The organism is Rhodanobacter sp. UC4443_H10 (genome assembly GCF_052978325.1).
On the sequence record NZ_CM129668.1, the window covers coordinates 2,222,355 to 2,246,237 of the forward strand.

15 protein-coding genes are annotated in these 23,883 nt (G+C 70.0%); 2 read left to right on the forward strand and 13 right to left on the reverse strand.

Annotated elements, in window-relative coordinates; all coding sequences use genetic code 11:
• Window positions 1-8: 8 nt before the first annotated feature.
• The 7 genes from ACVCMB_RS10330 to ACVCMB_RS10360 all read right to left on the reverse strand — a co-directional run bounded on the left by ACVCMB_RS10330 (window position 9) and on the right by ACVCMB_RS10360 (window position 7,178).
• Window positions 9-818 (reverse strand): glycosyltransferase family 2 protein, encoded by an 810-nt coding sequence (locus ACVCMB_RS10330; RefSeq protein ID WP_395120362.1) that lies wholly within the window; start codon window positions 816-818, stop codon window positions 9-11.
• Complete coding sequence (locus ACVCMB_RS10335) at window positions 815-1,810, reverse strand: polysaccharide deacetylase family protein (protein WP_447106855.1); 996 nt, start codon at window positions 1,808-1,810, stop codon at window positions 815-817. Before ACVCMB_RS10335 ends, ACVCMB_RS10330 begins: the two co-directional genes overlap by 4 nt.
• Window positions 1,811-1,825: 15 nt before the next feature.
• Window positions 1,826-2,935 carry a GNAT family N-acetyltransferase gene (locus ACVCMB_RS10340; RefSeq protein WP_447106856.1) on the reverse strand — a complete coding sequence of 370 codons (1,110 nt, stop codon included), beginning with the start codon at window positions 2,933-2,935 and terminating at the stop codon, window positions 1,826-1,828.
• Window positions 2,936-3,012: 77 nt separating this feature from the next.
• Complete coding sequence (locus ACVCMB_RS10345) at window positions 3,013-4,077, reverse strand: glycosyltransferase family 2 protein (protein ID WP_447106857.1); 1,065 nt, start codon at window positions 4,075-4,077, stop codon at window positions 3,013-3,015.
• A 260-nt stretch (window positions 4,078-4,337) separates the two neighbouring features.
• Window positions 4,338-5,270, reverse strand: coding sequence for a class I SAM-dependent methyltransferase (locus ACVCMB_RS10350; protein WP_447106858.1), 933 nt, complete (start codon window positions 5,268-5,270; stop codon window positions 4,338-4,340).
• A 70-nt stretch (window positions 5,271-5,340) separates the two neighbouring features.
• The gene (locus ACVCMB_RS10355) at window positions 5,341-6,507 is read right to left on the reverse strand and encodes a hypothetical protein (protein ID WP_447106859.1); all 1,167 of its coding nucleotides are present in this window, start codon (window positions 6,505-6,507) and stop codon (window positions 5,341-5,343) included.
• Window positions 6,504-7,178 carry a polysaccharide deacetylase family protein gene (locus ACVCMB_RS10360; protein WP_447106860.1) on the reverse strand — a complete coding sequence of 225 codons (675 nt, stop codon included), beginning with the start codon at window positions 7,176-7,178 and terminating at the stop codon, window positions 6,504-6,506. The genes ACVCMB_RS10355 and ACVCMB_RS10360 overlap by 4 nt, the downstream gene beginning before the upstream one ends.
• Window positions 7,179-7,425: 247 nt before the next feature.
• Between ACVCMB_RS10360 and ACVCMB_RS10365 the strand changes: the two genes are divergently transcribed.
• Together ACVCMB_RS10365 and ACVCMB_RS10370 are read left to right on the forward strand one after the other, a co-directional pair.
• Window positions 7,426-8,589 carry a glycosyltransferase gene (locus ACVCMB_RS10365; RefSeq protein ID WP_447101501.1) on the forward strand — a complete coding sequence of 388 codons (1,164 nt, stop codon included), beginning with the start codon at window positions 7,426-7,428 and terminating at the stop codon, window positions 8,587-8,589.
• A 25-nt stretch (window positions 8,590-8,614) separates the two neighbouring features.
• Entirely contained in the window at window positions 8,615-10,720 is a 2,106-nt protein-coding gene (locus tag ACVCMB_RS10370) for an NAD-dependent epimerase/dehydratase family protein (protein ID WP_395120371.1), read from the forward strand.
• A 17-nt stretch (window positions 10,721-10,737) separates the two neighbouring features.
• Here ACVCMB_RS10370 and ACVCMB_RS10375 read toward each other — a convergent pair whose 3' ends face one another.
• From ACVCMB_RS10375 to ACVCMB_RS10400, 6 genes are all read right to left on the reverse strand, one after another.
• Window positions 10,738-11,886, reverse strand: coding sequence for a glycosyltransferase (locus ACVCMB_RS10375; RefSeq protein WP_395120372.1), 1,149 nt, complete (start codon window positions 11,884-11,886; stop codon window positions 10,738-10,740).
• Window positions 11,883-13,004 carry a glycosyltransferase gene (locus ACVCMB_RS10380; RefSeq protein ID WP_447106861.1) on the reverse strand — a complete coding sequence of 374 codons (1,122 nt, stop codon included), beginning with the start codon at window positions 13,002-13,004 and terminating at the stop codon, window positions 11,883-11,885. The genes ACVCMB_RS10375 and ACVCMB_RS10380 overlap by 4 nt, the downstream gene beginning before the upstream one ends.
• Window positions 13,001-14,371 carry a phenylacetate--CoA ligase family protein gene (locus tag ACVCMB_RS10385; RefSeq protein ID WP_447106862.1) on the reverse strand — a complete coding sequence of 457 codons (1,371 nt, stop codon included), beginning with the start codon at window positions 14,369-14,371 and terminating at the stop codon, window positions 13,001-13,003. The genes ACVCMB_RS10380 and ACVCMB_RS10385 overlap by 4 nt, the downstream gene beginning before the upstream one ends.
• Window positions 14,368-15,918 carry an oligosaccharide flippase family protein gene (locus ACVCMB_RS10390; protein WP_447097929.1) on the reverse strand — a complete coding sequence of 517 codons (1,551 nt, stop codon included), beginning with the start codon at window positions 15,916-15,918 and terminating at the stop codon, window positions 14,368-14,370. Before ACVCMB_RS10390 ends, ACVCMB_RS10385 begins: the two co-directional genes overlap by 4 nt.
• Window positions 15,915-17,177: an O-antigen ligase family protein gene (locus ACVCMB_RS10395; protein WP_447106863.1), complete on the reverse strand. Its 1,263-nt coding sequence runs from the start codon at window positions 17,175-17,177 to the stop codon at window positions 15,915-15,917. The genes ACVCMB_RS10390 and ACVCMB_RS10395 overlap by 4 nt, the downstream gene beginning before the upstream one ends.
• A 216-nt stretch (window positions 17,178-17,393) precedes the next feature.
• On the reverse strand, window positions 17,394-23,879 hold the full coding sequence (locus ACVCMB_RS10400) for an amino acid adenylation domain-containing protein (protein ID WP_447106864.1): 6,486 nt from the start codon (window positions 23,877-23,879) through the stop codon (window positions 17,394-17,396).
• Window positions 23,880-23,883 lie beyond the last annotated feature (4 nt).

A 23,883-nucleotide genomic window follows, 5' to 3' on the forward strand; every position in this document is an offset into this window, starting at 1 on the left:
CGCGTCGGTCAGGGCGATCGGCGCGGTCGCCTGCGCTTGGCGAAGGCGTGCCACACGTAGCGCAGCATGCACAGCGAGGCGCGCAGCAAGCCGAGCTTCTCGACCTGGCGATAGATCGTCCACTGCCAGCGCGCCGCGCGCAGCTTGTTGGCCGACAGCGACGACTCGCGCACCAGATACCAGGCCAGCGGTTCGGCGCTGTCCGCGCGCACCGCCGCGCCGGCGCGGCGAACCTGCTCCAGCCAGAACGCATAGTCCTCGTGGCCGATCCGGCGGAACGGCACGTCGCCCAGCTCGCGCGCGTACAGGCCGGTGAGGTTGCCGATGAAATTGCTGGCCAGCATGTCGCGATGCTCCAGCCGCGCGGGCGGGTCCACCCGGCTGAGCACCCGGCCGTCTTCCGCCACCCGCCAGTACGCCGCGTAGCTGATGCGCTCGCCGCTGGCGCGCAGGCTGGCCAGTTGCCGCTCCAGCTTGGCCGGGTGCCACCAGTCGTCGGCGTCCAGGAAGGCGACATAGTTGCCGCGGGCGACAGCCAGCGCGGCGTTGCGTGCAGCGGCCACGCCGCCGTTCGCCGGCTGGCGCTGCACGCGCACGCGCGCGTCGGCCTGCGCAAAGCCCTGCAGGATCGCCAGCGAATCGTCGTGCGAACCATCGTCCACCGCGACCAGCTCCAGGTTGCGATGGCTCTGCGCCAGCACCGACTCCACCGCCCGCGGCAACCACGCCGCGGCGTTGTACACCGGCATCACCACGCTGACCAGATCGCCGCCCAGCGCGGGCGTCGGGACAGCGGTCGTCGTCGGCGCGGCCGTCACGCGAACAGCTGCGGCAAGGTCACGAGGGAGCGGAACCAGTCGGTGTCCAGCTCCGTCTCCACCGCCACGCGAGGGATGTCGTAGGCGTCCCAGCGATCGTAGCGGGCGTGCCCGCCGTAGTAGCTGAAGGCATGCTCCACGCCCGCTTCGCGCAGGCAGTCGCGGGTGATCTGGTCGAACGCGCCCCGGTTGCCGACGGGATAGCTGAAGCAGCGCATCGGCGCACCCAGTTCCTCGGCGAGCCGGCGCGCGCAACCCTGGATCTCGTCGCGCTGACCCTGCGCCGACATGCGCGACAACACCGGGTGATGCACCGTGTGCCCGCCGATGGTCATGCCCGCTGCCTGCATCTCGCGCAGCATGTCCCAGTCCATCCACAGCGCATCACCGGCGCGGGCATCGGCACGGCCGGTGCCCGCGGCCTCCGCCACCGCATCGAGGTACGCGGGCGTGTCCTGCGCCGGCATTTCCTTGTACCTGCGCAGCAGCCGACGCACGGCGGCTTCGCGCTGCGGCTCGTCGAAGCGGATTGGCGCGTCCAACCAAGCCGGCAACTGCAATGCTTCGCGCCGGCTGGTGCGCACCATCCAGGCAATCTCGTCCCACCACGGCAGGCTCGGCGCGTCGATGAAACCGGTGGCGACGAAGAAGGTGGCGCTCACGCCTTCGCCGCGCAGGATCGGCAACGCCGTCTGGTAATTGTCGCGATAGCCGTCGTCGAAGGTGATCATCGCGTAGCGGCCGCGCTTGGCCGCGAGTACCCGCGGCAGGTCGGCCGGATCGATGATCTCCAGTTCCGTCCTGCAGAAGCGGATCTGCTCGGCGAACGCCTCCGCGCTGGCGCTCCACAGGCCGCGATCGAACGGCGTACCCAGCGCATCGCCGATGCGGTGATAGTTGAGCACGAGCACGCCGGACCAGCGCACGGTCCGGTGCAGCAACCGGCGCAAACCGCTGCGGCAGAGCAGGTGTGACGCGATGGCCTTTTTCATTGAAGCACCCCGCGGTCAGCCCGGCGAAACCAGCTTGATGAACCGGCGGATTGCGCGCATGCACAGCTGACGCAGGCGGTCGAGCAGTGCCCGCGCCGTATGCCGGCGGCACGTCGCGCAAAACAGCTGGCGTTGTTCGGTGGCCAGCGATTTCTTGTACGTGCTGACGCCCCGCAGGAAATCGTAGTGGGCGATGCCGCGCTGTGCCAGCTGCCGCATCAGCAGCAGGTTCGCCGCAGTACCCGAACTGCGGACCACGCCGGGATCCAGCGGCGCCACGCCGAACTGGTACAGGTCGAACTTGCGCCCGGTCACGAAACCGTAGAGCACGGCAAAGGTCCCGCCCTGGTGCGAGAACCGCGCCAGCACCACGCGCCCGCTTGCCGTCCACCGCCTCACCAGGCCGCGATGGAACCCGGTGAAACGTGGCGCCGAGAAGCAACCCGGTTCACCGGCCGCCACCCAGCGCTCCTGGTGGATGCGCACAAGATCGTCGAAATGACTGTCGGCCGTGGCGGCATCGGCCAGCTCCGCCACGATGCCGGCACGTTCGGCGTCGCGCAGGTACTGGCGGGCGTGCTTGCGCGTCTTGGACGACAGGCTGCCCAGATAAGCCTCGAAGCCGTCGCCAAGCCATGCGATCGGGCAGGCCCCGCGCGACGACAATTGCAGGCGGGCATGGCGAGGGAAGGCGCTGCGCCAGCGCAACAGCGCCGCATGTTCGGAGAGATCGAGCAGCTCCAGGGTATCCCAGGCCATGGCGTCGATCGCCCGCCACGCGGCTTGCGCGCAGGCCTTGTCCTCGCCGGGCAGGTGCAACAGGTCCAGATAGTCGGCGCAGACCTCCTCGAACTCCTCTTCCCCGGTGGAGAGGAAGCGCAGGCAGCGCACGCCGAGTCGGCCGCCGCGACCCACGTCGAGGTACAGCGGCAGCGCGCCGACCAGGCGCGACTCCCGCCACAACGTGATGATGCGCAGACCGCCTTGGCCATACACGGGGCCGTAGACGTCCCACCAATGGCGCAACCAGGCAAAGTCCAGCGGGGTGGAGGCCGTGGGGCTGGCCCGGTGCAGTGCATCCCAGTCAGCGCGGATCGCGTCCCACGCGGCGACGTCCCCGATCACGCGCAAGCTCGGTGCTGACTCCGGCAAACCGTTTGTCCGCGAGGGCGCGCCCGTGCCTGGCGGCGCCTGGCTCACCGTCATGGCGACGCCACCGTGCGCTGGCGCAGATGCCGGCGGTGGGCCTGGAGCCAGTGGCGCAGCGCGGCCGGCAGGTAGCAGCCCATGAACAGCTCCCATGCCCGCTTCTGCAGCCACCGGTGGCGGATGCTGGCGAACAGGTGGGCGCGTGCCGCCGCCATGTCGTTGGCCTCGAAATGCAGCTCGCCGATCCATTCGTGGGCATCGGCCAGCGCGCCGTCGATCATCCGACGCGGCAGGTGGATCTCGTCGCGCGCGGTTTCGATCAGCGGAGCGATCGTGCGCAGGAAGTTGGTGGCGGTGTGGATGCGGTATTCCGCCCGGGTCAGCCGGTCGGGCATGCCACGCTGGTACTGGATGGTGGGCAGGTCGACGAAGCCCACCGGGCCATGGCGGCAGGTGCGCAGGTGGAAATCGAAGTCTTCGCCGGAATAGCGCAGGGTCTCGTCGAAGGCCACCACCTTTTCCAGCCGCTCGCGGCGGATCAGCACGGTGGAGGTATGCACCAGATTGCCCATGATCATCTGCGAGAAGATCATCCCGATGCGCAGCGGCGCGGCACCGACCACCGCCTCCATCGACGGCGCGAACGAGCGCAGCGGCACGCCGCGCTGGAACAGCCGATCATCGGGAAACAGCGCGTAGGTGCTGTACATGGTGCGGATGTACGCGCGGTTGAACACGCGCCCGTTCGGATCGATCGCCTCCATGTCGGTCCACACCATGCCCAGCTCGGGGAACTGCTGCATGCAGCGCAGCTGCAGCTCGATCTTCCAGGGTTGCCAGAAATCGTCCGAATCGAGCAGCGCCACGAACTCGCCGCGAGCCAGCCGCAGGCCATGGTTGCGCGCTGCCGCGACGCCGGCATTGGGCTGGGTGATGTAATGCAGGCGAGGCTCGTCGCCGTAGCGCTGCCGGACGAGTTCGGCCGTCTCGTCGGTGGAGCCGTCGTCGACGAGCAGGATCTCCAGCTCGGCGTGCGTCTGCGCAAGCACGCTGTCCAGCGTGCGCGCCAGGCAATAGGCACGATTGAACGTGGGGATGACTACGCTGACCAGTGCCATGGGTACCCGACCACTCCTGCATCCAGTGACAACACGAAGCCTCGACTCGCCTGCCACCATCCCTGCTGCGCCGGTCGCCCCCTGTCGCGCGTACCGTCGGCCGATCCCTCCCGGCCGCCGCGGGGCATCGAACCCCCGCAGGCGCTCGGGCAACGCCCGGAAACAGGGTCATTGTATGCGTTTTCCAGAGCACCGGGCATCGCTTTTCACGCTTCATCCGGGCTCGCGGCCGGCACCGGCCGGACACTCCCGGACCCGGTTCAGGCAACCGGTTTGCGTGCGATGAAGTCGATCGAGGTGACGCACAGGCGCTCGGCCGGGATCGACGCGAATTGCGGGGCGATCCTCAGCTCTGCCAGCTCGCGCAGGCGCCGGGCCGGCGGCGAGGTCACCCGGGCCACGATGGCGAAACCGGCCGCCTCGGCGAACTCGACGAAGACGTCGGCGCGCAGCCGGTTCTGGTACAAAAACGCGTTGTTCCAGCGCCGCCACTGCGCATCGGTGTATTGCAGGTAATTGAGTTGGGTGATGCGGGAGTCGACATAGGCGTAGTGATCGCCGCAGTTGACCGAGTGGAACATGATCCCGCCGGGGCGCAGGATGCGCATCGCCTCGCGGAAGATCCCGCCGATGGCCTCCGGCGTCACGTGCTCCAGCACGCTGTTGGAGAACACGCAATCGATATGGTCCCGGGGCAGATCGGTACGGGCGGCATCGGCCGGTGCGCGGTAATCGACCACGCCGGCGGTCGCCGCGGCCAGGTCGGCACATCGCTCCAGTGCGGCGGCCAACTGCTGCTGGCGCTGACGCACCTCGGCCTCGGGCAGGCCGGCGACCTCGGCGATCAGGGCGACATGCCGCTCCAGCCCGCACGCGCAGGCGCGCAGCAGATCGCGGCGCAGGTGCCGGGTGAGGTCGACGGTGACCACGCGCTGCGCGCCGGCCAGGAAGCAGCACAGCGGAAAGGTGGGATACCAGCCGCTGCCGATCTCGAACAGCCGCGCGCCCGCCATCGGCACGCCGACTTCGCGCAACTGGTTGGCCATCAGCCGCCAGTCGTCGATCTTGATGTCGAACTCGCGATCGAAGTCGCGCAGCCCGCCGAACCGCCGCTGCAGCTGGTAGTGGATCGCGTCGCCGCCCGGCATCACGCCGAGCACCTTCTGCAGCATTCCCTTCGTGCGCCAGTCCATCTGTTTCCTCCTTCGAGGACGGAGAAGATGCCGGGACCACGCCGCGGTGATCCGCGCGAGCGCGGCGCCGCTACGCCCCGGCAAGCCGGTGCGGTGGCGGCGGCAGCAGGAAATCGCGGAACGCATGCGGGTCGCCGCGATGCCCGGCCTCGGCAGCCTTGATGATGTTGTAGGTCTCGCGCGCCGTCACGTAGTGCAGCACGTAGCGCTTGCCGTCGTTGTAGGCGCGCTCCAGGTGCTGGTGCATGCGCTGCGCGGCTTCGCCGAGCAGGGTGTCCATGTCGCGCTCCTGGGTGCCGTGCGTGTGGACCTTGACGAACACCCACTCCGGCCGCCCCTCGACGTGGATGCCGGTTTTCACCCACGCGTCGACCCGCTCGGGCGTGGGCGGGCAGCCGCGGCGCACGTCCGCGTTCTCGATCCGCGGCAGCACGCCGAACTTGCGCTCGCGCCAGTTCAGCCCCAGCGGCCCCTGCACGATCATCAGGTCGCCGCTGGGCGTGCCGCCCACGCGCACCGGCACGCCGCTGTCGTGCGACTTGGGCCGCAGCGGGTCGTCGGTGGCGTAGTAGATCGCGTTGCTGGTTTTCGTCTGCGTGTCGCTGGGCGCCGACGGCAGGGTGAAGTCGGCGTAGCAGCCGAGTTCGCGCAGCAGGATCAGCTCGTTGTTGATGCCGCACCAGCGGCCGTCGGCGCGCGAATTGTCCAGGCTCCAGTTGCCGTGGATGAAGCCGAAGCGCAGCTGGCCGGTGGCCGGATCGCGCGGCAACGCGCCGTGGCGCTCGTGCAGCAGGTTGTTGAAGCGCTCGATGGTCTGGCGGAAGTTGGCCTCGTTGTCGTTGTCGTGGTGCAGGTGGATCTCGATCTCGCCGTAGCCCTCCGCGCAGAGCGCGGCGATCTTGTCCAGGTGTTCTTCCAGGTATTCCTCTTCCGGATAGAAGAACGTGTGCTGCGGCATCCGCCCGTCGGCGTCGCGGTGCATCGCGGCGAGGGCGCGGTAGTCACGGCACCAGCGGTCGACGCGCGCGCGCTGGGTGGCCAGGTCGACCTTGCCCCAGGCCGGCTCGAAATGGTCGACGAAGCAGAACATCACGTGGATCGGCCCGTCGACCGCCGGCGGACGCCGGCGGCGCAGGTAGCCGACCAGCCAGTACTGCATGTTGCGCGCGCGGATCGCCACGGTGACGGCGATGGCGCACAGCGCCAGCAAACCCGCGATCAGCCAGGCGACGATCATGCGTGTACTCCTTCAGCCGTTGCGCCCAGGTCGGCGCCGGTGGGCAGCGGGCGGAGCTCGAAACCCTCGGAACGCCACTGCGGCAGCAGCGTCTCCAGCATGCGGATGCAGCAGTCGCTGTCGTCGTGCATCAGCAGCACGTCGCCCGGCCGCGGCGGCTGCGCGCGCATCGCCGCCACCAGTTCTGCCGGCGGCCGGCGCTGGTAGTCGAGGCTGTCGTAGGACCAGTACAGCAGGCGTCGCCGCTCGCGCGCGAGGCGCAGCGTGAGCGCCAGCGAGAACGCGCCGCTGGGCGGGCGTACGCCGTGGTGGCGCACGCCATCGAACGCCTGCAGCACCCGGTCGGTGCGGTCGATCTCGTCCATCATCCCGGCCAGCGACAGCCGGTTGAAATCCGGATGGCTCCAGGAGTGGTTGCCCAGCCGGTGCCCCTCGTCCAGCATGCGCCGTACCAGCTGCGGGTGGCGCTCGGCCTTGCTGCCGATCAGGAAGAACGTGGCGCGCACCTGGTGCTGCCGCAGCAGGTCGAGCAGGGCCGGCGTGTATTGCGGGTCGGGGCCGTCATCGAAGCTGAGGTACAGCTCGCGGGCGCCGCCGGGAGGCATGGCGGTGAGTACCACCGCAGCGGGCAGGCAACGCAGCAACCGCATGCGCTTCAACCAGCCGATCATGGCGACCATCCGTCGCTGCCGCGCACGCTGTGCCGGCACCGGCAGAAATCCTTGCTTGCAGGCATAATCCACCCTTGTCGTCGATGGCGTGCGCAGGGGCTGCTGCCGCCATCCGAATCCGACGCACAGGATATCTTCATTCGGCACCAAGCCGGGCGATTTTCGCATGTCCGCCGTCCTTCGGGCGGCCGCGCGGGGATCACGGCGCCGGCCCACACACCCACGTTTGCGATCCGCGGAGAGACGCGTGCTGCAGGGATATGGCCTGATCTACTTCGGCAACGACTGGTACGCGGAAAACCGTACCAGCAGCCATCACGTGGCCGAACGCCTGGCCCATGCCGCACCGCTGCTGTACGTCGACTCGCCCGGCATGCGCGCGCCGCAGGCCAGCGGGCGCGACCTGCGCCGCGCCTGGCGCAAGCTGCGCGCGGCCCTGCGCGCGCCGGTGCCGGTGCGCCCCAACCTGTGGCATTGCACCGTGCCGCAATTGCCGTTTCGGCGGGTGCCGGGGGTCGACTGGCTGAACCGCGTCTTCGGCCGCTGGGCGGTGCGCCGCGCCATGCGCGTGCTGGGCGACGTCACGCCGATCTCCTGGTTCGCGGTGCCGCACCCGGGTTTCCTGGCGCAGCAGCTGGGCGAGCGCCTGTGCGTGTACTACTGCATCGACGACTACGCGGCGCACCCGGGCGTGGACAGCGAGCTGATCGCCGCACGCGACCTGGATCTGACCCGCCGTGCCGACCTCGTCTTCGTCGCCCCGCCGGCGCTGCTGGAGGCCAAGCGCGCCATCAACCCAGCCACCCGCTTCTCGCCCCATGGCGTCGACACGGCCCTGTTCGGCCAGGCGCGCGACCCCGCCACGGCGGTGCCGGCCGCGGCGCGGGAGCTCGTCCACCCGGTGGTGGGCTATTTCGGCTCCCTTCACGAATGGATCGACCTGGAACTGATCGAATGGCTGGCGCGCGAGCGCCCGCAGTGGAGCTTCCTGCTGGTCGGCCACGCCGCCGTGGACGTGTCGCGCCTGCGCGCGCTGGACAACGTGCGGCTGGTCGGCGCTCAGCCGTACCGCGAGCTGCCGCGCTGGGCCAAGGCATTCGACGTGGCGATCATCCCGTACCGGCACAACCGCCAGGTCGCGAACGCCAATCCGCTGAAGGTGCGCGAGTACCTGGCCACCGGCAAGCCGGTGGTCAGCGTGAGCCAGCCGGAGATCGACAAGTTCGCGCGCTGGGTCGAGATCGCGGCGGACCGGGACGGCTTCCTGCACGGTCTGGATCGGGCGCTGCGGGACGACACGCCGGCGGCAGCCGACGCGCGCGTGGCCGCGGTGGCCGGACAAACGTGGGACAACCGCGTGGACGAGGTGTTGCGCGAAGTATCATCGGCGCTTGCACGCAAGCAGGCATGAATCAGTGGAAACAACAGGGGACAGGATGAACGCGGGAATCGAAGGGAAGCTGCGCATCGCCATCGTGGGTGCCGGCTACGTGGCGCGCCACCACATCGCCGCGCTGCGCCGGCTCGAGTTCGTCGAGATCGTGGGCATCTGCGACATCGACACCAAGGCCGCGCAGGCGCTGGCCACCAGCTTCGGGATCGAGTTCGTCACCGGCGACTTCACCCGGCTCGCCGAACGCCACCCGCATGCGGTGTACGTGCTCACGCCGCCGTCCAGCCACGCGCCGCTGACCCTGCAGGCGCTGGACATGGGCTGCCACGTGTTCGTGGAGAAGCCGATGGCCGACTCCGTCGCCGAGTGCGATGCGATGATCGCCAAGGCGCGCGACAAGGGCCTGTTGCTGTCGGTCGACCATTCCGACCATTTCGATCCGGTGGTGATGCAGGCGCAGGCCTGGGTCAAGGCCGGGCGCATCGGCGAGGTGCTGAGCTTCGACGTGCTGCGCAGCTCGGACTATCCGCCGTACGCGGGCGGCCCGCTGCCGGGCATGGTCAAGCAGGGCTCGTATCCGTTCCGCGACCTCGGCGTGCACGGCCTGTACGTGCTCGAATCCTTCCTCGGCCCGATCGGCGAGCTGGACGTGCGCTATCGCTCCAGCGGCCGCAGCACCAACCTGAAGTTCGACGAATGGGATGCCCGCGCACAATGCGCGGACGGCGTCGGCCGGCTGCTGCTGTCGTGGAACATCCGCCCGATGCAGAACCGCATCATCGTGCAGGGCACGCGCGGCATCATCGAGGCCGACCGTTTCCTGCAGATCTGCCGGATCAAGCGCGTGCTGCCCGGCCCGAAGTTCATCGGCATCGTGCTCACCGCCTTCACCAACGCCCTGCGCGACGTGGTGCGCGTGCCGTGGAACGTGCTGCGCTTCGCCACCGGCCGGCTGCGCCCCTCGCCCGGCATCCAGCACGGCGCGCAGGCATTTGCGCAGGCGCTGCATGAGGGCACCACGCCGCCGATCAGCGCGGAGGAAGGCCGCCGCCATGTCGCGCTGATGGAAACGGTGTGCGCGCAGGCGGATCGCGAACGGCGCGACGAACTGGCCGCGCGCATCGTGCCGCTGGCGCCGGTCGACGCGCTGGTGACGGGCGCCGCCGGTTTCCTCGGCCGCGCGCTGGTCGCCGCGCTGCGTGCACGCGGGCAATCGGTGCGCGTGCTGGTGCGCCGGGCCGACCCGGCCGCCGAGAGCGCCGGCATCCAGGTGGTGGTGGGCGATCTGGGCGATCCGGCGATCGTCGACCATGCCGTGCAGGGCGCGCGCGTGGTCTACCACGTCGGCGCGGCGATGCGCGGCGGCCCCGGCGACTTCGAGGCGGGCACCGTGTGGGGCACCCGCAATGTGGTCGACGCCTGCGCCAGGCATGCGGCGGAGCGGCTGGTCTACGTCAGCTCGCTCAGCGTGCTCGACCACGCCGGCCGCGATCCGGCGGTGGCCGTCACCGAAAACTCGGCGTTCGAGCCCTGGCCCGACCGCCGCGGCGCCTATACCCAGACCAAGCTCACCGCCGAAGGAATCGTCAGCGACGCGATCCGCGAGCGCGCGCTGCCGGCGGTGATCGTGCGCCCGGGCCAGATCGTGGGGCCGGGGGCCGAGCGCGTGACCCCGAACGGCACGCTGGCGCTGGCCGGGCGCTGGATCGCGGTCGGCCCGGCGCAGCAGACTCTGCCGCTGGTCTACGTCGACGATGTCGTCGACGCGCTGCTGCTGGCCGCGCACGCACCCGCCGCGACGGGCCGGATCTTCAACGTGGTCGACCCGCAGATCGTCACCCAGGGCGATTACCTGGCCAGGGTGAAGGGCAAGCTGGGCGACGAGCTGAAGCTGCTGCGCGTGCCCACCGGCGTGTTCATGGCGTTGGCTGCCGGCGTGGAACTGCTCGGCAAGCTGCTTCACCGCAGCGTGCCGCTGACCCGCTACCGGGTCCGCTCGCTGCGCCCGCTGGCCAACTTCGACATCAGTGCGGCACGCAGCGGACTGGGCTGGGAACCGCGCATCGGCTTGCAGAAGGGTTTCGAGCGGATGTTCGCGACGAACGCGCAAACAGGCAACGCGCCAGCGACAAAAGCCGACGACGCCTGACCGGCCCGCCCCGCGGGTCACGGGTGACCGGCAGCGACCTCGCACAACACCCGCTCCAGCCGGTCGACGTTGTCGTCCCAGCGAAAGCCCCGCGCGTGTTCGACGATGCGCTCGCCCTGCCATGCCCGGCCGGTGGCTTCCAGCAAGGCGGCGGACAACGCTGCCGGATCACGCACCGGCACCAGCATGCCGGCAAACTCCGGCAGCACTTCGGGGATGCCGCCGACCCGGCTGGCCACCACCGGGATACCGCAGGACATCGCCTCCAGCACCACGTTCGGCACCCCTTCGTTGTGGCTGGGCAGGCACAACAGGTCGGCGGCGCGGAACCAGTCGCCCAGTTGCGCATGCGGCACGGCACCGACCAGGCTGACGCGTTCGGCGCAGCCCAGGGCGGCGGCCCGCGCGAGCAGTTCGTCGCGGCAGGCGCCGGCGCCGGCGTAGACCAGGGCCGCCTGCGGCCGCTGCGCCAGCACGGCGGGAAACGCCTCCAGCAAGTCCAGACAACCCTTCGTCGATTTCAGATTGCCGACGTAGAGCAGCAACGGCTGCTCGGCGCCCAGGCCCAGGCGTTGTCGCGCCGCCTCGCGCGAACCGGGCGAGAACCGCTGCGCATCGACGCCGTTGTAGATCGTGTGCACCCGCGTCGGGTCGGCGCCCAGCGCCACCGCCTTGTCGGCCAGTGCCTGGCTCACCGCCACCACTGCGCCCGCACGGCGCAACGCCGCGCCGATCTGCGGCCGGCGCAACGCACCCTCGGCCATCACGTTCAGGTCGCTGCCGTGCACCTTGACCACGTAGGGGATGTTCAGCCGGCGCGCCAGCCAGCCAGAGGCCACCGCATCGGGATAGGCCCAGCTGGCCAGGATCGCGTCGTATTTTTCCGCGCGCAGGCGCCGGCCGTGCTGCAGCCACAGCGAAGCGAACCAGCACCCGGCATGCAGCGAGCGCAGTCCCGGCGGAAACACGAAAGTGAAGTGGTCACGACGCAGGCCGGGCACGTCGACCGTGCCGCGCACGCCGCCCAGCCGCTCGCGAAAATCCACCGCGGTCAGCACGTGCACCTCGTGGCGCTGGCCCAGGCGCTCGAACTGCTGCCGGTTGAACGCGCCGCGCAGCGGGTCCCACGGCGTGGGAAACAGGTTGGTGGTGATCAGCAGTTTCATGCGCCGGCCGGCTCCCGCTCGCCGCGATAGAGCGATTCGTAGCGCGCGGCCATGCGCTCCAGCGAGCCTTCCGCCTCGACCCACGCGCGCCCGCGCGCGCCGAGTTCCTGCGCGGTCGCGGGCGCCTCCAGCAGCGCGATCATCGCCGCGGCCAGCGCATCCGCGTCGGCGGCCGGCACCAGCTTGCCATTCACGCCCTCGCGCACAATCTCGCCGTTGCCGCCCACCGCGGTGGCGACGATGGGCAGGGCGCTGGCGCAGGCTTCCAGCAATGCCATCGAATAACCCTCGCTGAGCGAGGACAGCGCGAACAGGTCGAGCCCGGGGAGCAGTTCGCGCACGTCGCTGCGATCGCCGAGAAAGCGCACGCTCCCGCCCGGCATCGTCGCAGCGGCAAGCTGCTCCAGCTCGGCGCGCAGTTCGCCGTCGCCGATCAGCAGCAGCACGACATCGGCCACGCGCTGGCGCACCACGGCGAAGGCGCGGATCAGGTTGGCCTGATCCTTGGTCCAGTTGAGCCGGCCCACGCTGCCGATCAGCCGCGCCTGCGGCGGCAGCGCCAGTCTCTCGCGCAGGCGCGCACGATGGTCGGGAGAAGCGGACAGAAACTGATCCACGCGGATGCCGTTCGGCACCACGCAGGCCTTGCCCGGCGGCACGATGCCGCGGCGCACGGCGTCGTCGCGCGCGGCCGCGCACACCAGCGCCACCGCATCGGTGCGCGCCAGCGCGCGTCGATACAGGCCCTCGCGCCGGCGCGAGTTGCGGTTGGCGCCCATGCCGTGGCGCGTGTTGACGACACGGCCGATGCCCAGCCCGGTGCTGGCCCAGACCGCGTGGTAGTGCGCCACCGCGTTGTGGGTGTGCAGCACTTCGGTGGCGGGTGTCGCCAGGGCGCGGCGCAGGCGCAGCAGGGCGCGCAGATCCGGCCCGCGGCGCTTGCCGCAGGCGTGCACGGGAATGCCCTGGGCGTCCAGCTCGTGCGCCAGCGCGCCGGCTTCGAACAGGCAGACCACGCGGCAGCGGTGACCCTGCCGCTGCTGCATGGTCACCAGGTCGATGACCATGCGTTCCAGGCCGCCGCGGTTGAGGTTCTCGACGACGTGGACGATGTTCATGCCGCGGGCGTGGCCGGCAGTTCGGAGATGCACACGCGCCACTTGCCGCTGGGCGTGAGCGGGATGTCGTCGACGAAATGGACGTTCAATTGCAGGCTGTCGCCGACCACCTTGGCCAGCTCGCGGCGGATGTAGGCGAGCGAGGCTTCGTCGAAGCCGGGACCACGCACCAGCGACAGTTCGAGCTGGTCGAGCCGGCGCTGCACCACCTGGAAGCGCACCAGCCCCGGCACGTCCTTGAGCATGTGCGGGAAGAACTCGCCGGGCAGCAGGTGGCCGGCCGGGGTGCGGATCGCGTCGAGCAGGCGGCCATCCACGCGCTGCAGCAGCGGCAAGCCGCGACCGCAACTGCAGACGTGGTCGCTCGCGGTGGCGACGTCTCCGTTGAGGTAGCGCACGAACGGCATGCCGTAGTTGAACAGGTCGGTGATCACCACCTCGCCCGGTTCGGTGACGGGCGCACCGGGGTGCCGCTGCAACTCCACCACCAGGTGATCGGCGTTGACGTGCAGGCCTTCGCGACGCTCGCATTCGGAGGCTATCAGCATGAACTCGCGGCAGCCGTAGGTGTTGTACGCCGGGCAGCCGAATGCACGCTCGATGATCTCGCGCTGGAACTCGTGCAGCGACTCCGCGGCGCCGATGATGCTCCGCGGCGCGGCCACGCGGCGACCGGTGTCGAGCAGCCATTGCGCCAGCCGCACCAGCGGGCCGACGTAGCCGACGATGACCTGCGGGCGGTAGTCGTCGATCGCGTCGGCGTAGCCGGCCATGTTGGCCTCGGTCATGCCGAAGCTGTTGAGCACGCGCCGGGCGAACGCCGCGTTGTACACGCGGTCCTTGAACTGCTGGAGCCGGTGCGGCGTGCCCACGGCCCCGCCCCACACGAACAAGGTGCGCCGGCCCATGCGCGAGCCGGCCCAGTCGTAGCCGCGCCACATCACTGCGGTGCGCCGCTCGTAGCTCTCGCGGGTGTAGCCGAAACGCAGCGGGTCACCAGTGGAGCCGCCGGTGGCCTTGGTCAGCACGCGGTCGTGCCAGCCCTCGGCCTGCAACGCATCGAAGTGCTGGCGGATGTCGGCCTTGGTCAGCACCGGCAGCTGCGCGTAGTCATCCAGGTTGCGGATGTCGGCGACGGCGATGCCGGCCTCGCGCCAGCGCTGCCGGTAATACGGAACCTTCTGCTCGCAGTGCTCCAGCAACCGCTTCAGGCGTTGCCACTGCAGCGCGGCGATCTGCTCCGGCGCCAGCCACTGGTCGCGCTGGTAGTCGGCCAGGTAGGCCAGCGTGTGCCGCCGTCGCAGGCCGCTCTCCCACAGCGGGTAGAGCACGCGGGAAAACGCCTTCTCGTACCACGATGTCTTCATGGATCCCCCCAGGCGCGCGCACCGGCCCACGCCAGCAGACGGCCGAGCGGACGCGGTCGACCGGCGGCGTAGCGCTGGTGCAGGCTCTGCAATTGGGCAATGTCGGCGCGACTCCAGCACTGCAACAACAGGGTCAGCAGCGCGTAGGACGCGGTCAGCACGAACGCGCCCAGCAGCAGGGTCGGGATCGGCCCCAGCTGCGCCGCGTGGACCAGCGAGGCGAGCCCGGCGGCCAGCGCCGCCGCCAGCACGATGCGCAGCAGCCGCAGCCACTCCAGCTGCACGCCGCTGATGCGGATGCCGATGGTCAGGTAGGAGGCGGCGATGACGAACAACAGGATCACGATGGCCGCCACCGAACCGTACAGACCGAACCGCGCGATCAGCACGTAATCAAGCAGCATCTTCAGCACGCCAAGAATGATGGTGAGGATCAGCACCACGTTCTGCCGATCCGCACTGACCAGCAGGCTGGTGGCGCCCTGGGTCACCGTGCCCATGGCGCAGGCGAACAGGCACCAGCCGAACACCGGCGCCGCGGCGGCATAGGTCGCGCCGTACAGCAGGCCGATCACCGCGCCGGCGAAGGTGCCGCCGAAGGCCACCACCGGCGCCGCCAGCAGGGCGAGATAGCTGGTCACGGCGACGAAGCGCCGGCCGCCGGCCTCGCGCCCCTGGCTCTGCGCCTTGGCCATCATCGGCAGCAGTACCGCCCCGAACACGCCCGGCACCAGCAGCATGATCCCGGTCGCCAGCTGGTAGGCGACCTTGAAATAGCCCGCCGAAGCGGCGCTGTCGAACAGGTTGAGGAACAGGATCTCCACGTCGCTGGCGATCAGGAAGCCCAGGATGATGGTGACCGAGACGATGCGCAGGTGCCGGCGCACCCGCTGCTGCAACACCTCGGGCACCGCCCCCGCGCCGGCATGCCGCGCCAGCAGGCGCCGCGCCTGGTGGCGCGAGGTGAGCAGGAACACCGCGCCGGAGATCAGGTAGACCACCAGGAACCAGAAGATCGACGCCCCCATCAGCATCGCCGCCGCCACCATCAGCAGGTTCAGCGGCGCGGAGATCAGGCTGACCTTGGCGGTGGCGTCGAACGCCTCGAAACCCTTGGCGACGGCGATGTTGAACATGTACGGCGCGCGCAACGCCACGGCGGCGGCAAGCATGACGAACTCGGTCACGCGCAGGTCGGCGGCGAAACGTGCGCCGAACAGCAGGTACAGCGCCAGCGCCAGCGCCATCACCGCGAGCAGGTGCCACATCTGCATGCGACGCAGGTAACGCACCACCGGCACGATCAGCTCGTGCTGGTCGGCGCCGCGCAGCTCGGCGACGAACTTGATCACGCCGGTGGTGATGCCCGAGTTGGTCGCCACCACGCCGATCGCGGCAAACCAGATGAACAGGCCGTAGATGCCGTAATGCTGCGGTCCCAGCTGGCGCGCGATCAGGATCGCCGCCAGCATCCCCAGCGAGTACTCGACGTAGATGCCGATCGAGGAAAACAGGGTGTTGCGCAAGGCGCCGCTGCGAATGCTCATGAGCCGATCAGCAAGATGGTGGTGATGACGTACAACGCCACGATGGTGGCCACCGACACGGCCAGCCAGCGCATCCAGTGATCGGTCAGGCGCAGCAGCGGCACGCCCGGCCAGCGCTGGCGCGCGCCCATGTAATGGCCCACCACCAGCGCGACCAGCAGGTACATCACCACGGTGTAGCTGCGGCTGAGGAAGAACGCCGCGGAGAACAGCCCGTACAGCGACAACAGCAGGGTGAACGCGATCGCCCGCTCGCCCTGCCACGTGCCGGCCTGCGCCGACTCGACGGCCGCTTCGGGCTGGTGGCGCATCACGGTCATCATCATCCAGAAGCCGTAGGTGGTGAATGCCAGCCACAGGGTGTAGCCCAGAAACCCGGTTTCGGCCAGCACCAGTACCCAGGAGTTGTGCGCGGTGAGCTGATTGTAGTCGGTGAAGTTGCCGGGGCCGACGCCGAGCAGCGGGTTGGAGAAGAACATGTGCATGCCCTCGTACCAGGCATCCACCCGGCCAAACGCCGATGACTCGTCCGGGTCCAGCTCCTGCATGCGCGAGGACAGCAGGCGCATCACCAGCAAACCCAGCACGCCGAGCACGCCGGCGGTGAACATGCCGCGGCGTCGCCACACGAAGATGCCGCCGACCACCAGCACCGCCAGCATGGCGCCGCGCGAATTGGTCAGGTAGATGCCGTACAGCAGCAGGCCCGCGGCGGCCAGCCACCAGATCCGGCGCAGGAACCCGCCCCCGCTGCTGAGGAAGAACGCCATCGGCAGCGTGGCGGCAAACAGCAGGCCCACGTCGTTGGGGTCGTTGAAGATGCCCACGTAGCGCACGCGCCCGTCCTCACCCAGCGGTACGCCGGTCCAGCCCATGCCGGTGTTCGCCTGCACGATGCTGTGCTGGGCCAGCACGCAGGCGCACAGCACGAACACCGTCATCGCGATGGTCACCCGGCGCTGCGTGGTGCAGGCGGAGGCGAAGACGAAGAACGCGATCACGATGGGGCCGAAACTCTCCAGCAGCGCAAGCGCGCCGCCGAACCAGTGGTTGGCGACCATCGACACCATGCCTACCAGCAGGAACACCGGCAACAACAGGAACTGCGGCGCGTCGAAATTCTTGCCGGCACGGATCATCCACGCCGCGAAAGCCAGCAGCAGCACCACCGGCAACAGCGGAATGCCCTCCAGCGCGGGCAGGAAATCCTGTGGCCGGACGATGGTGAGCGCGAGGTAGAGAAGGCTTAATGTGAACATGCGGCGTGATCAGGATCGAGCGCGTGACTCGGGGTGAAGAAACGACTGAGCCAGGCCATCACGATCGGTGCCGCGCCCCATGGACGGATGCACGCGTGCATTCGCTCGCCAACCCGCCCCGCACCGTCGGCGGGGCTGACACGATGGTAGCAGTCGCCGCGGGCGACAGGCTGGCACGGTGCACGTTCCGCGCACGCGCCTCGTCGAGCCCGCACCTCAGCCCCCTCCGAGGCGCTTGCGCAGACGCGACCACAGGGAACCTTCCGCCGGTCGCGGCGAACCCGCGCCGGCTTCGGGCAGCTCGACGGCCAGCGATGCCAGCGTGCCGGTGACCACGTTCAGCAGGCGCAGGCTCACGCCGGTCTCCTTGCGCACCCGGCTGGCGAACTCCACCGCCAGCATCGAGTGCCCGCCGAGGTCGAGGAAGTTGTCGTTGCGGCGAATCTCCTCGACGCCGATCAGCTCGCGCCAGAGGCCGGCGAGATACAGTTCGCGCGCATCGCTCATCGCGTCGGTCGCGGGCCCGGCCTGCCGGACGGGACGCTGCTGCGCCACGACCGCCGCGGCGACGGGCTCGGGCAGTTGCTTGCGATCGATCTTGCCGTTGGGCGTCTTCGGCAGCTGCGCCAGGATCTCGATGTGCTGCGGCAGCATGTAGCCGGGCAGGCGCTGGCGCAGGTGCTCGCGCAGCTCGCGGGCACCCGCCTCGACGTCGCCGTCCATCACCACGTACAGCACCATGCGCAGGTCGTTGTCGCCGAAGCGGCGCACCCCCGCCACGGATTCGTGCACCGCCGGGTGGCTGTCGGCGGCGGCCTCGATGTCGCCCAGCTCGATGCGGAAACCGCGAAGCTTGACCTGGTGGTCGACGCGCCCGTGGAAATGCAGCACGCCATGGCGCCAGGCACCCAGGTCGCCGCTGCGATACATGCGTGCGGTGCCGCCGACGAAGGGATCGTCGACGAAGCGCTCGGCGGTCAGCTCCGGCTGGAACAGATAGCCGGCGGCCACGCCATCGCCGCCGATCCAGATCTCGCCGATGACGCCCGGCGGCAATGGCCTACCCTGCGCGTCCAGCACGTAGATCCGCGTGTTGGCGATCGGCTTGCCCAGCGGGGCCGTATCGAGATCCGGGCGGATTCGCGCCAGGCTGGACCAGATCGTGGTCTCGGTGGGGCCGTACAGATTCCAGAGCTCGCGGCAGCGCCCCGCCATGTTGCGCGCCAGTGCCGACGGCAGCGCTTCGCCGCCGACGAACAGGCGCAGCTGATCCAGCGCGCGATCCCGCCCGGCATCCTGCAGCAGGCGCAGCACCGAGGGGGTCACCTGCAGCACGTTGCAGCCGCTGCGCTCGATCAGGTCCCACATCCGGTTCGGATCGTGCTGCTCCTCGTCGGTGGCGATCACCACGCGCCCGCCCACGGTCAGCGGCAGGTACAGCTCCAGCCCGGCAATGTCGAACGACAGCGTGGTGGCCGCGCACACGGTGTCGTCCCGGGTGAAACCCGGCTCGCGCGCCATGGCCAGCAGGAAGTTGACCAGGTTGCGGTGAAGCACGGCGACACCCTTGGGCTTGCCGGTGGAGCCGGAGGTGTACAGCACGTAGGCGGTGTCGTCGCCGTGCACCGGCGGCAAGTTGCCCTCGCCCGCCGGCTGCGCGGCCAGTGCGTCGACGTCGAGCAGTTCGCGACCTTCGGCGACCGCCGCCGGCAGCAGTGCCGCGTCGGTGACCAGCACATGGCGCAGCTGCGCATGCTCGGCCATGTAGTGCAGGCGATCCGGCGGGAAGGTGGGGTCCAGCGGCACGTAGGCGGCGCCACTGCGCAACACGCCGAGCACCGCCACCAGCATCGACAGGCTGCGCGGCACGCAGATGCCCACGCGGTCGCCGCGACCGAGGCCGTGACGACCCAGCGCCAGCGCGAGGTTGCGGCTGGCCTGGTCGAGCCACGCATAGTCGACGCGCTCGCCACCGCACTCGGCAGCGATGCGTTGCGGCGCGGCGCGCATCTGCGCCTCGATCAGCGCGGGCAGGCCCAGCGTGCGGTCGTAGTCCAGCGCGGTGGCGTTCCAGCCCGCGAGCACTTGCGTTCGTTCCGCCGCGTCCATCAGCTCGATGTCGCCCAGCGCGCGCTGCGGCGAGGCCACCGCCTGCGCCAGGATCTGCCGCAGGTAATCGATCCAGCGCGCCACGCTGGCGGCGTCGAAGATGTCGGTGTTGTAGGTGAGGCCGCCGGAAAGTCCCTGCGCGTGCTCGATGAACCACAGCCCGACGTCGTCAGCCGCGCCGTGCTGGAACACCGGGATGTTCTGGTGTTCCAGCTCGCCCCAGCGGCCCGGGCGCAGGCGCACGTCCTGGAACGAGAACATCGCCTGGCTCAGCGGCGGGCGGCTGTCGTCGCGGCGCAGGTCGAGGTCGATCACCAGTTGCTCGAACGGCACGTCGGCGCAGGCAAACGCATCGAGCACCACGCCACGCACCGCCTGCAGCGCGTCCAGGAACGAGGCGCCGTCTTCCAGCTGCACGCGCAGCGGCAGCGCGTTGACGAAGAAGCCCATCACCCGTTCCAGCTCGGGCGTGTCGCGACCGCGCACGGGCGTGTTCACGATCACCTCGCCCTGCCCGCTGAGCCGATGCAGCAGCACGCACCAGGCGGTCAGCAACACCATGAACAGCGTGCCCTGGCCCTGCTGGCCGAGCTGGCGCATGCCCGCCGCCTGGTCCGCCGGCAGATGGATCCACTCGGTGGCACCGGCGCCGCTCATGCGCGGCGGACGCGGGCGATCGACCGGCAACGCCAGCGGCTCCAGCGTGCCGGCCAGGCGCTTGCGCCAATGCGCCAGCTGGCGCTTCAGCTCGTCGCCACGCATCCATTGCGCATGCCACGCGGCGAAATCGGCGTACTCGACCGCCAGCGGCGGCAATGCAGGTTCCCGGCCGGCGGCACGCGCGGCGTACAGCGCCGACATCTCCTCGTACAACAGGTCGAACGACCAGCCATCCCAGATCACGTGATGCGGCATGAAGAAGAACACGTGTTCGTCCGCAGCGAGCCGGAACAGCCGCACCCGGAACAGCGGCGGCGTGCCCAGGTCGAACGGCTCGGCGATCAGCTCCTCCAGCCGCCGGGCCAGCACGGCCTCGCGCCCGGCCGCATCCACGCCGGAAAGATCCTCCAGCGGCAACGCGATCTCGAGCCCGGCATGGATGCGCTGGACCGCGGTCTTGTCGTCCAGCTCGATCGCCGTGCGCAAGGTCGGCTGGCGCCGCACCATGTCGCGCAGCGCCTGTTCGAAGGCCGCCACGTTCATCGGCCCGCGCAGGCGATGCGCGGACGGCGCGTGGTAGACCACCTGGCCGGGATTGAGCTGCTCCAGGTACCAGACGCGCTGCTGCATCAGCGAGAGCGGCGCGGTGCCGCGATCGGCGAGCCGCGGGATCGCCGGCGGCGCCGGGCGGGCCTGGGCCGGATCGGTGTCCAGCGCGCGGATCGCCGCCGCCATCGCGGCCACGCTGGGGGCGTCGAACGCGGCGCGCAACGACAGGGTCAACCCCAGTTCGCGATTGAGCCGGGCGATCCAGCGCGAGGCCAGCAGCGAATGGCCGCCCAGGTCGAAGAAGTTGTCGTCCACGCCCGGCGCGTCCACGCCGAGCGTCGCGGCCATCGCTGCGGCCACGCGCTGTTCGAGTTCATCGCGTGGCGCCTGCTGTTCGCGTGCTCCGCTGCCCGCCGCCGTGTCGGGTGCCGGCAATCGCGTGCGATCGACCTTGCCGTTGGGCGACAGCGGGATTGCCGGCAGCATCACGTAGTGCGCCGGCACCATGTACTCGGGCAGGCTCGCGCGCAGGTGCGCGGACAGCGCCGCCGGATCGGCGCTGGCGCCAGCCGCGCCGGCGATGTACGCAACCAGGCGCATGTCGCCGGGGCGATCCTCGCGCGCCAGCACCACCGCCTGCGCCACCGCCGGGTGCGTGGCGAGGCGGTGTTCGATCTCGCCCAGCTCGATGCGGAAACCGCGCAGCTTCACCTGGAAATCGTTGCGGCCGAGGTATTCGATGTTGCCGTCCGCACGCCAGCGACCGAGGTCGCCGGTCTTGTACATGCGTGCGTCGGCGTCGTGGGCGAACGGATCGGGCAGGAAGCGTTCGGCGGTCAGCGTCTCGCGGTTGAGGTAGCCGCGACCGACCTGCACGCCGCCGATGAAGATCTCGCCGGCCACGCCCACCGGCACCGGCTGGCCATAGCCATCGAGGATGTAGATGCGCGTGTTGGCCACCGGGCGGCCGATCGGAATGTTCGATGCGTCGTCGCCGGCCACGCACGCCCACGCGGTGACATCCACCGCCGCCTCGGTCGGGCCGTACAGGTTGTGCAGGCCCGCGCCGGGCAACTGGCGGAAAAACGCCGCGGCCAGTACCGCCGGCAGCGCCTCGCCGCTGCAGATCACCTGCTTGAGGCTGGCGCACGCCGCGGTATCGCCGTGGTCGAGGAAGGCGTGCAGCATCGAAGGCACGAAATGGATCGTGCTGACCTGCTCGCGCCGGATGGTGTCGGCCAGGTAGGCCGGATCGCGATGGCCGCCGGCACGCGCCATCACCAGCCGCGCACCGCTCATCAGCGGCAGGAAGAACTCCCACACCGAGACGTCGAAACTGCACGGCGTCTTCTGCAGCAACACGTCGCGGGCATCGACGGCGAACATCTCCTGCATCCAGCGCAGCCGGTTGACCACGCCGCGATGCTCGTTCATCGCGCCCTTCGGCAGGCCGGTGGAGCCGGAGGTGTAGATCACGTAGGCGAGGTGGCGGTCATGCAGGCCGTTTGCCGCCGCGAGCGGGTTGGACGCCTCGCACGCGGCCCATGCCGGCGCGGCCTGGTCCAGCGCCAACGGCGGCACGGCCGGCGCCAGCGGCGCCAACCGCGACACCAGCGCCTGCTGGGTCAGCAGCATTGCCGGCGCGCAGTCCTGCAGCATCCAGGCCAGGCGCTCGGGTGGATATTCCGGGTCGAGCGGCACGTACGCCGCGCCGGCCTTCAATATGGCCAGCAGGCCGATCACCAGCTCCAGCGAGCGCTCGGCGCAGATCGCCACGCGCTGGTCGGGGCGCACGCCGGACGCGCGCAGGTGGTGGGCGAGCCGATTGGCCCGCTCGTTCAACCCGGCGTAGCTCAGCGTTGCGCCTTCATGGCTGACGGCAATCGCCTGCGGCGTGCGCGCCACCTGCGCCTCGATCAGTTCATGGATGCACTGCCCGGCCGGATAGTCGACGTGGGTGGCATTGAACTTCTCCAGCACCTTGCGCTGCTCGATGTCGGCCAGCAGCGGCAGCCGACCGAACGCCGTGTCGTCGTCGGCGGCCATCGCCTGCAGCAGGGTCTGGTAGTGCCCCAGCCACTGGCGGATCGTGGCGCCGTCGAACAACTCGCGGTTGTACTGGCATTCCAGGCGCAGCTCGCCATGGCTTTGCACCGCGTTGATCGCCAGCTCGAAGTTCTCGTAGCGGCGCGGATTGCTGGCGAATTCCAGCTGCAGGCCGGGGAACGCCGAGTCCTCGTGGTCCAGCGCCTGGTCGATGTTGAACATCACGCTGACCAGCGGCAGGCGCGAAGGGTCGCGGCCGATGCGCAGCTTGCGCAGCAGGCTGCCGAAGGTGAGGCGCTGGTGTTCCAGCGCGTCGAGCAAGGTGGTTTGCGCCTGCTCGATGGCCAGCGCGGCGGGCCGGTCCAGGTCCGGCTCGAACAGCAGCGGCAAGGTGTTGACGCAGTGGCCGACCAGGGCGTCGTGGCCGTCGATCGCCTGCCCGGCGGTGGGGATGCCGATCACCACCCGCGACTGGTGTGCCAGCCGGATCAGCAAGGCCGCGAAACTGCCCAGCAAGGTGGCGAACAGGCTGGCGCCCTGGCGCGCGCCGAGGCGGCGGATCGCCGCGACCAGTTCCGCATCCAGCGTCCAGTCCTCGCGAGCGGAGCCGAAGCTGCGGCGGGCCGGGCGCGGGCGATCGGTGGGCAGGTCGAGCACCGGGATCTCGCCGGTGAAGCGCGCCAGCCAGTACTGCTCGTCCTGCGCGTATGCAGCATCCGGCTGGCAGGCCTGGGCCAGCGCGTAGTCGGCGAACGCTTCGGCCGGCGGCAGCGCCTCCACCGCGTGGCCGAGCCGCTGCGCGTACAGCGTGCCCAGCTCGCGCACCAGCACCCACCACGACCAGCCGTCGCAGACGATGTGATGGGCGGTGAGGATGAGCACGTGCTCGTCGTGCGCCAGGCGGAGCAACTCGCCGCGCAGCAGGTGGTCGCGGCCCAGCGCGAACGGGGTTTCCACCACCGCGGCGCGACGCTCGGCCACGGCCTGCTCGCGCCGCGCCGGATCGGCGGCCGACAGGTCGAGCAACGGCAGCTCGAAGCTCACCTGCTCGCGTATGCACAGGGCTTCGCCATCCGGGCCGAAGCTGGCGCGCAGCGCATCGTGCCGATCCAGCAGCGACTGCAACGCCGCGTGCAGCGCGGCCGCATCGAGCACGCCGCGCAAGTGCAGCGAGACCGATTCGTTGTAGGCCAGCGAAGCCTCGGCGCCGAGCTGGTCGGCCAGCCAGATTTCGCGCTGCGGCTCGGTGCTGGGCGCCACGCGCGACAGCGTGCCGTCGGCGAAGGGGTCGTAGTCGACGGCGAGCGCCGCGTCCCTGGCTGGGGTTCCGATGCTCATCGCG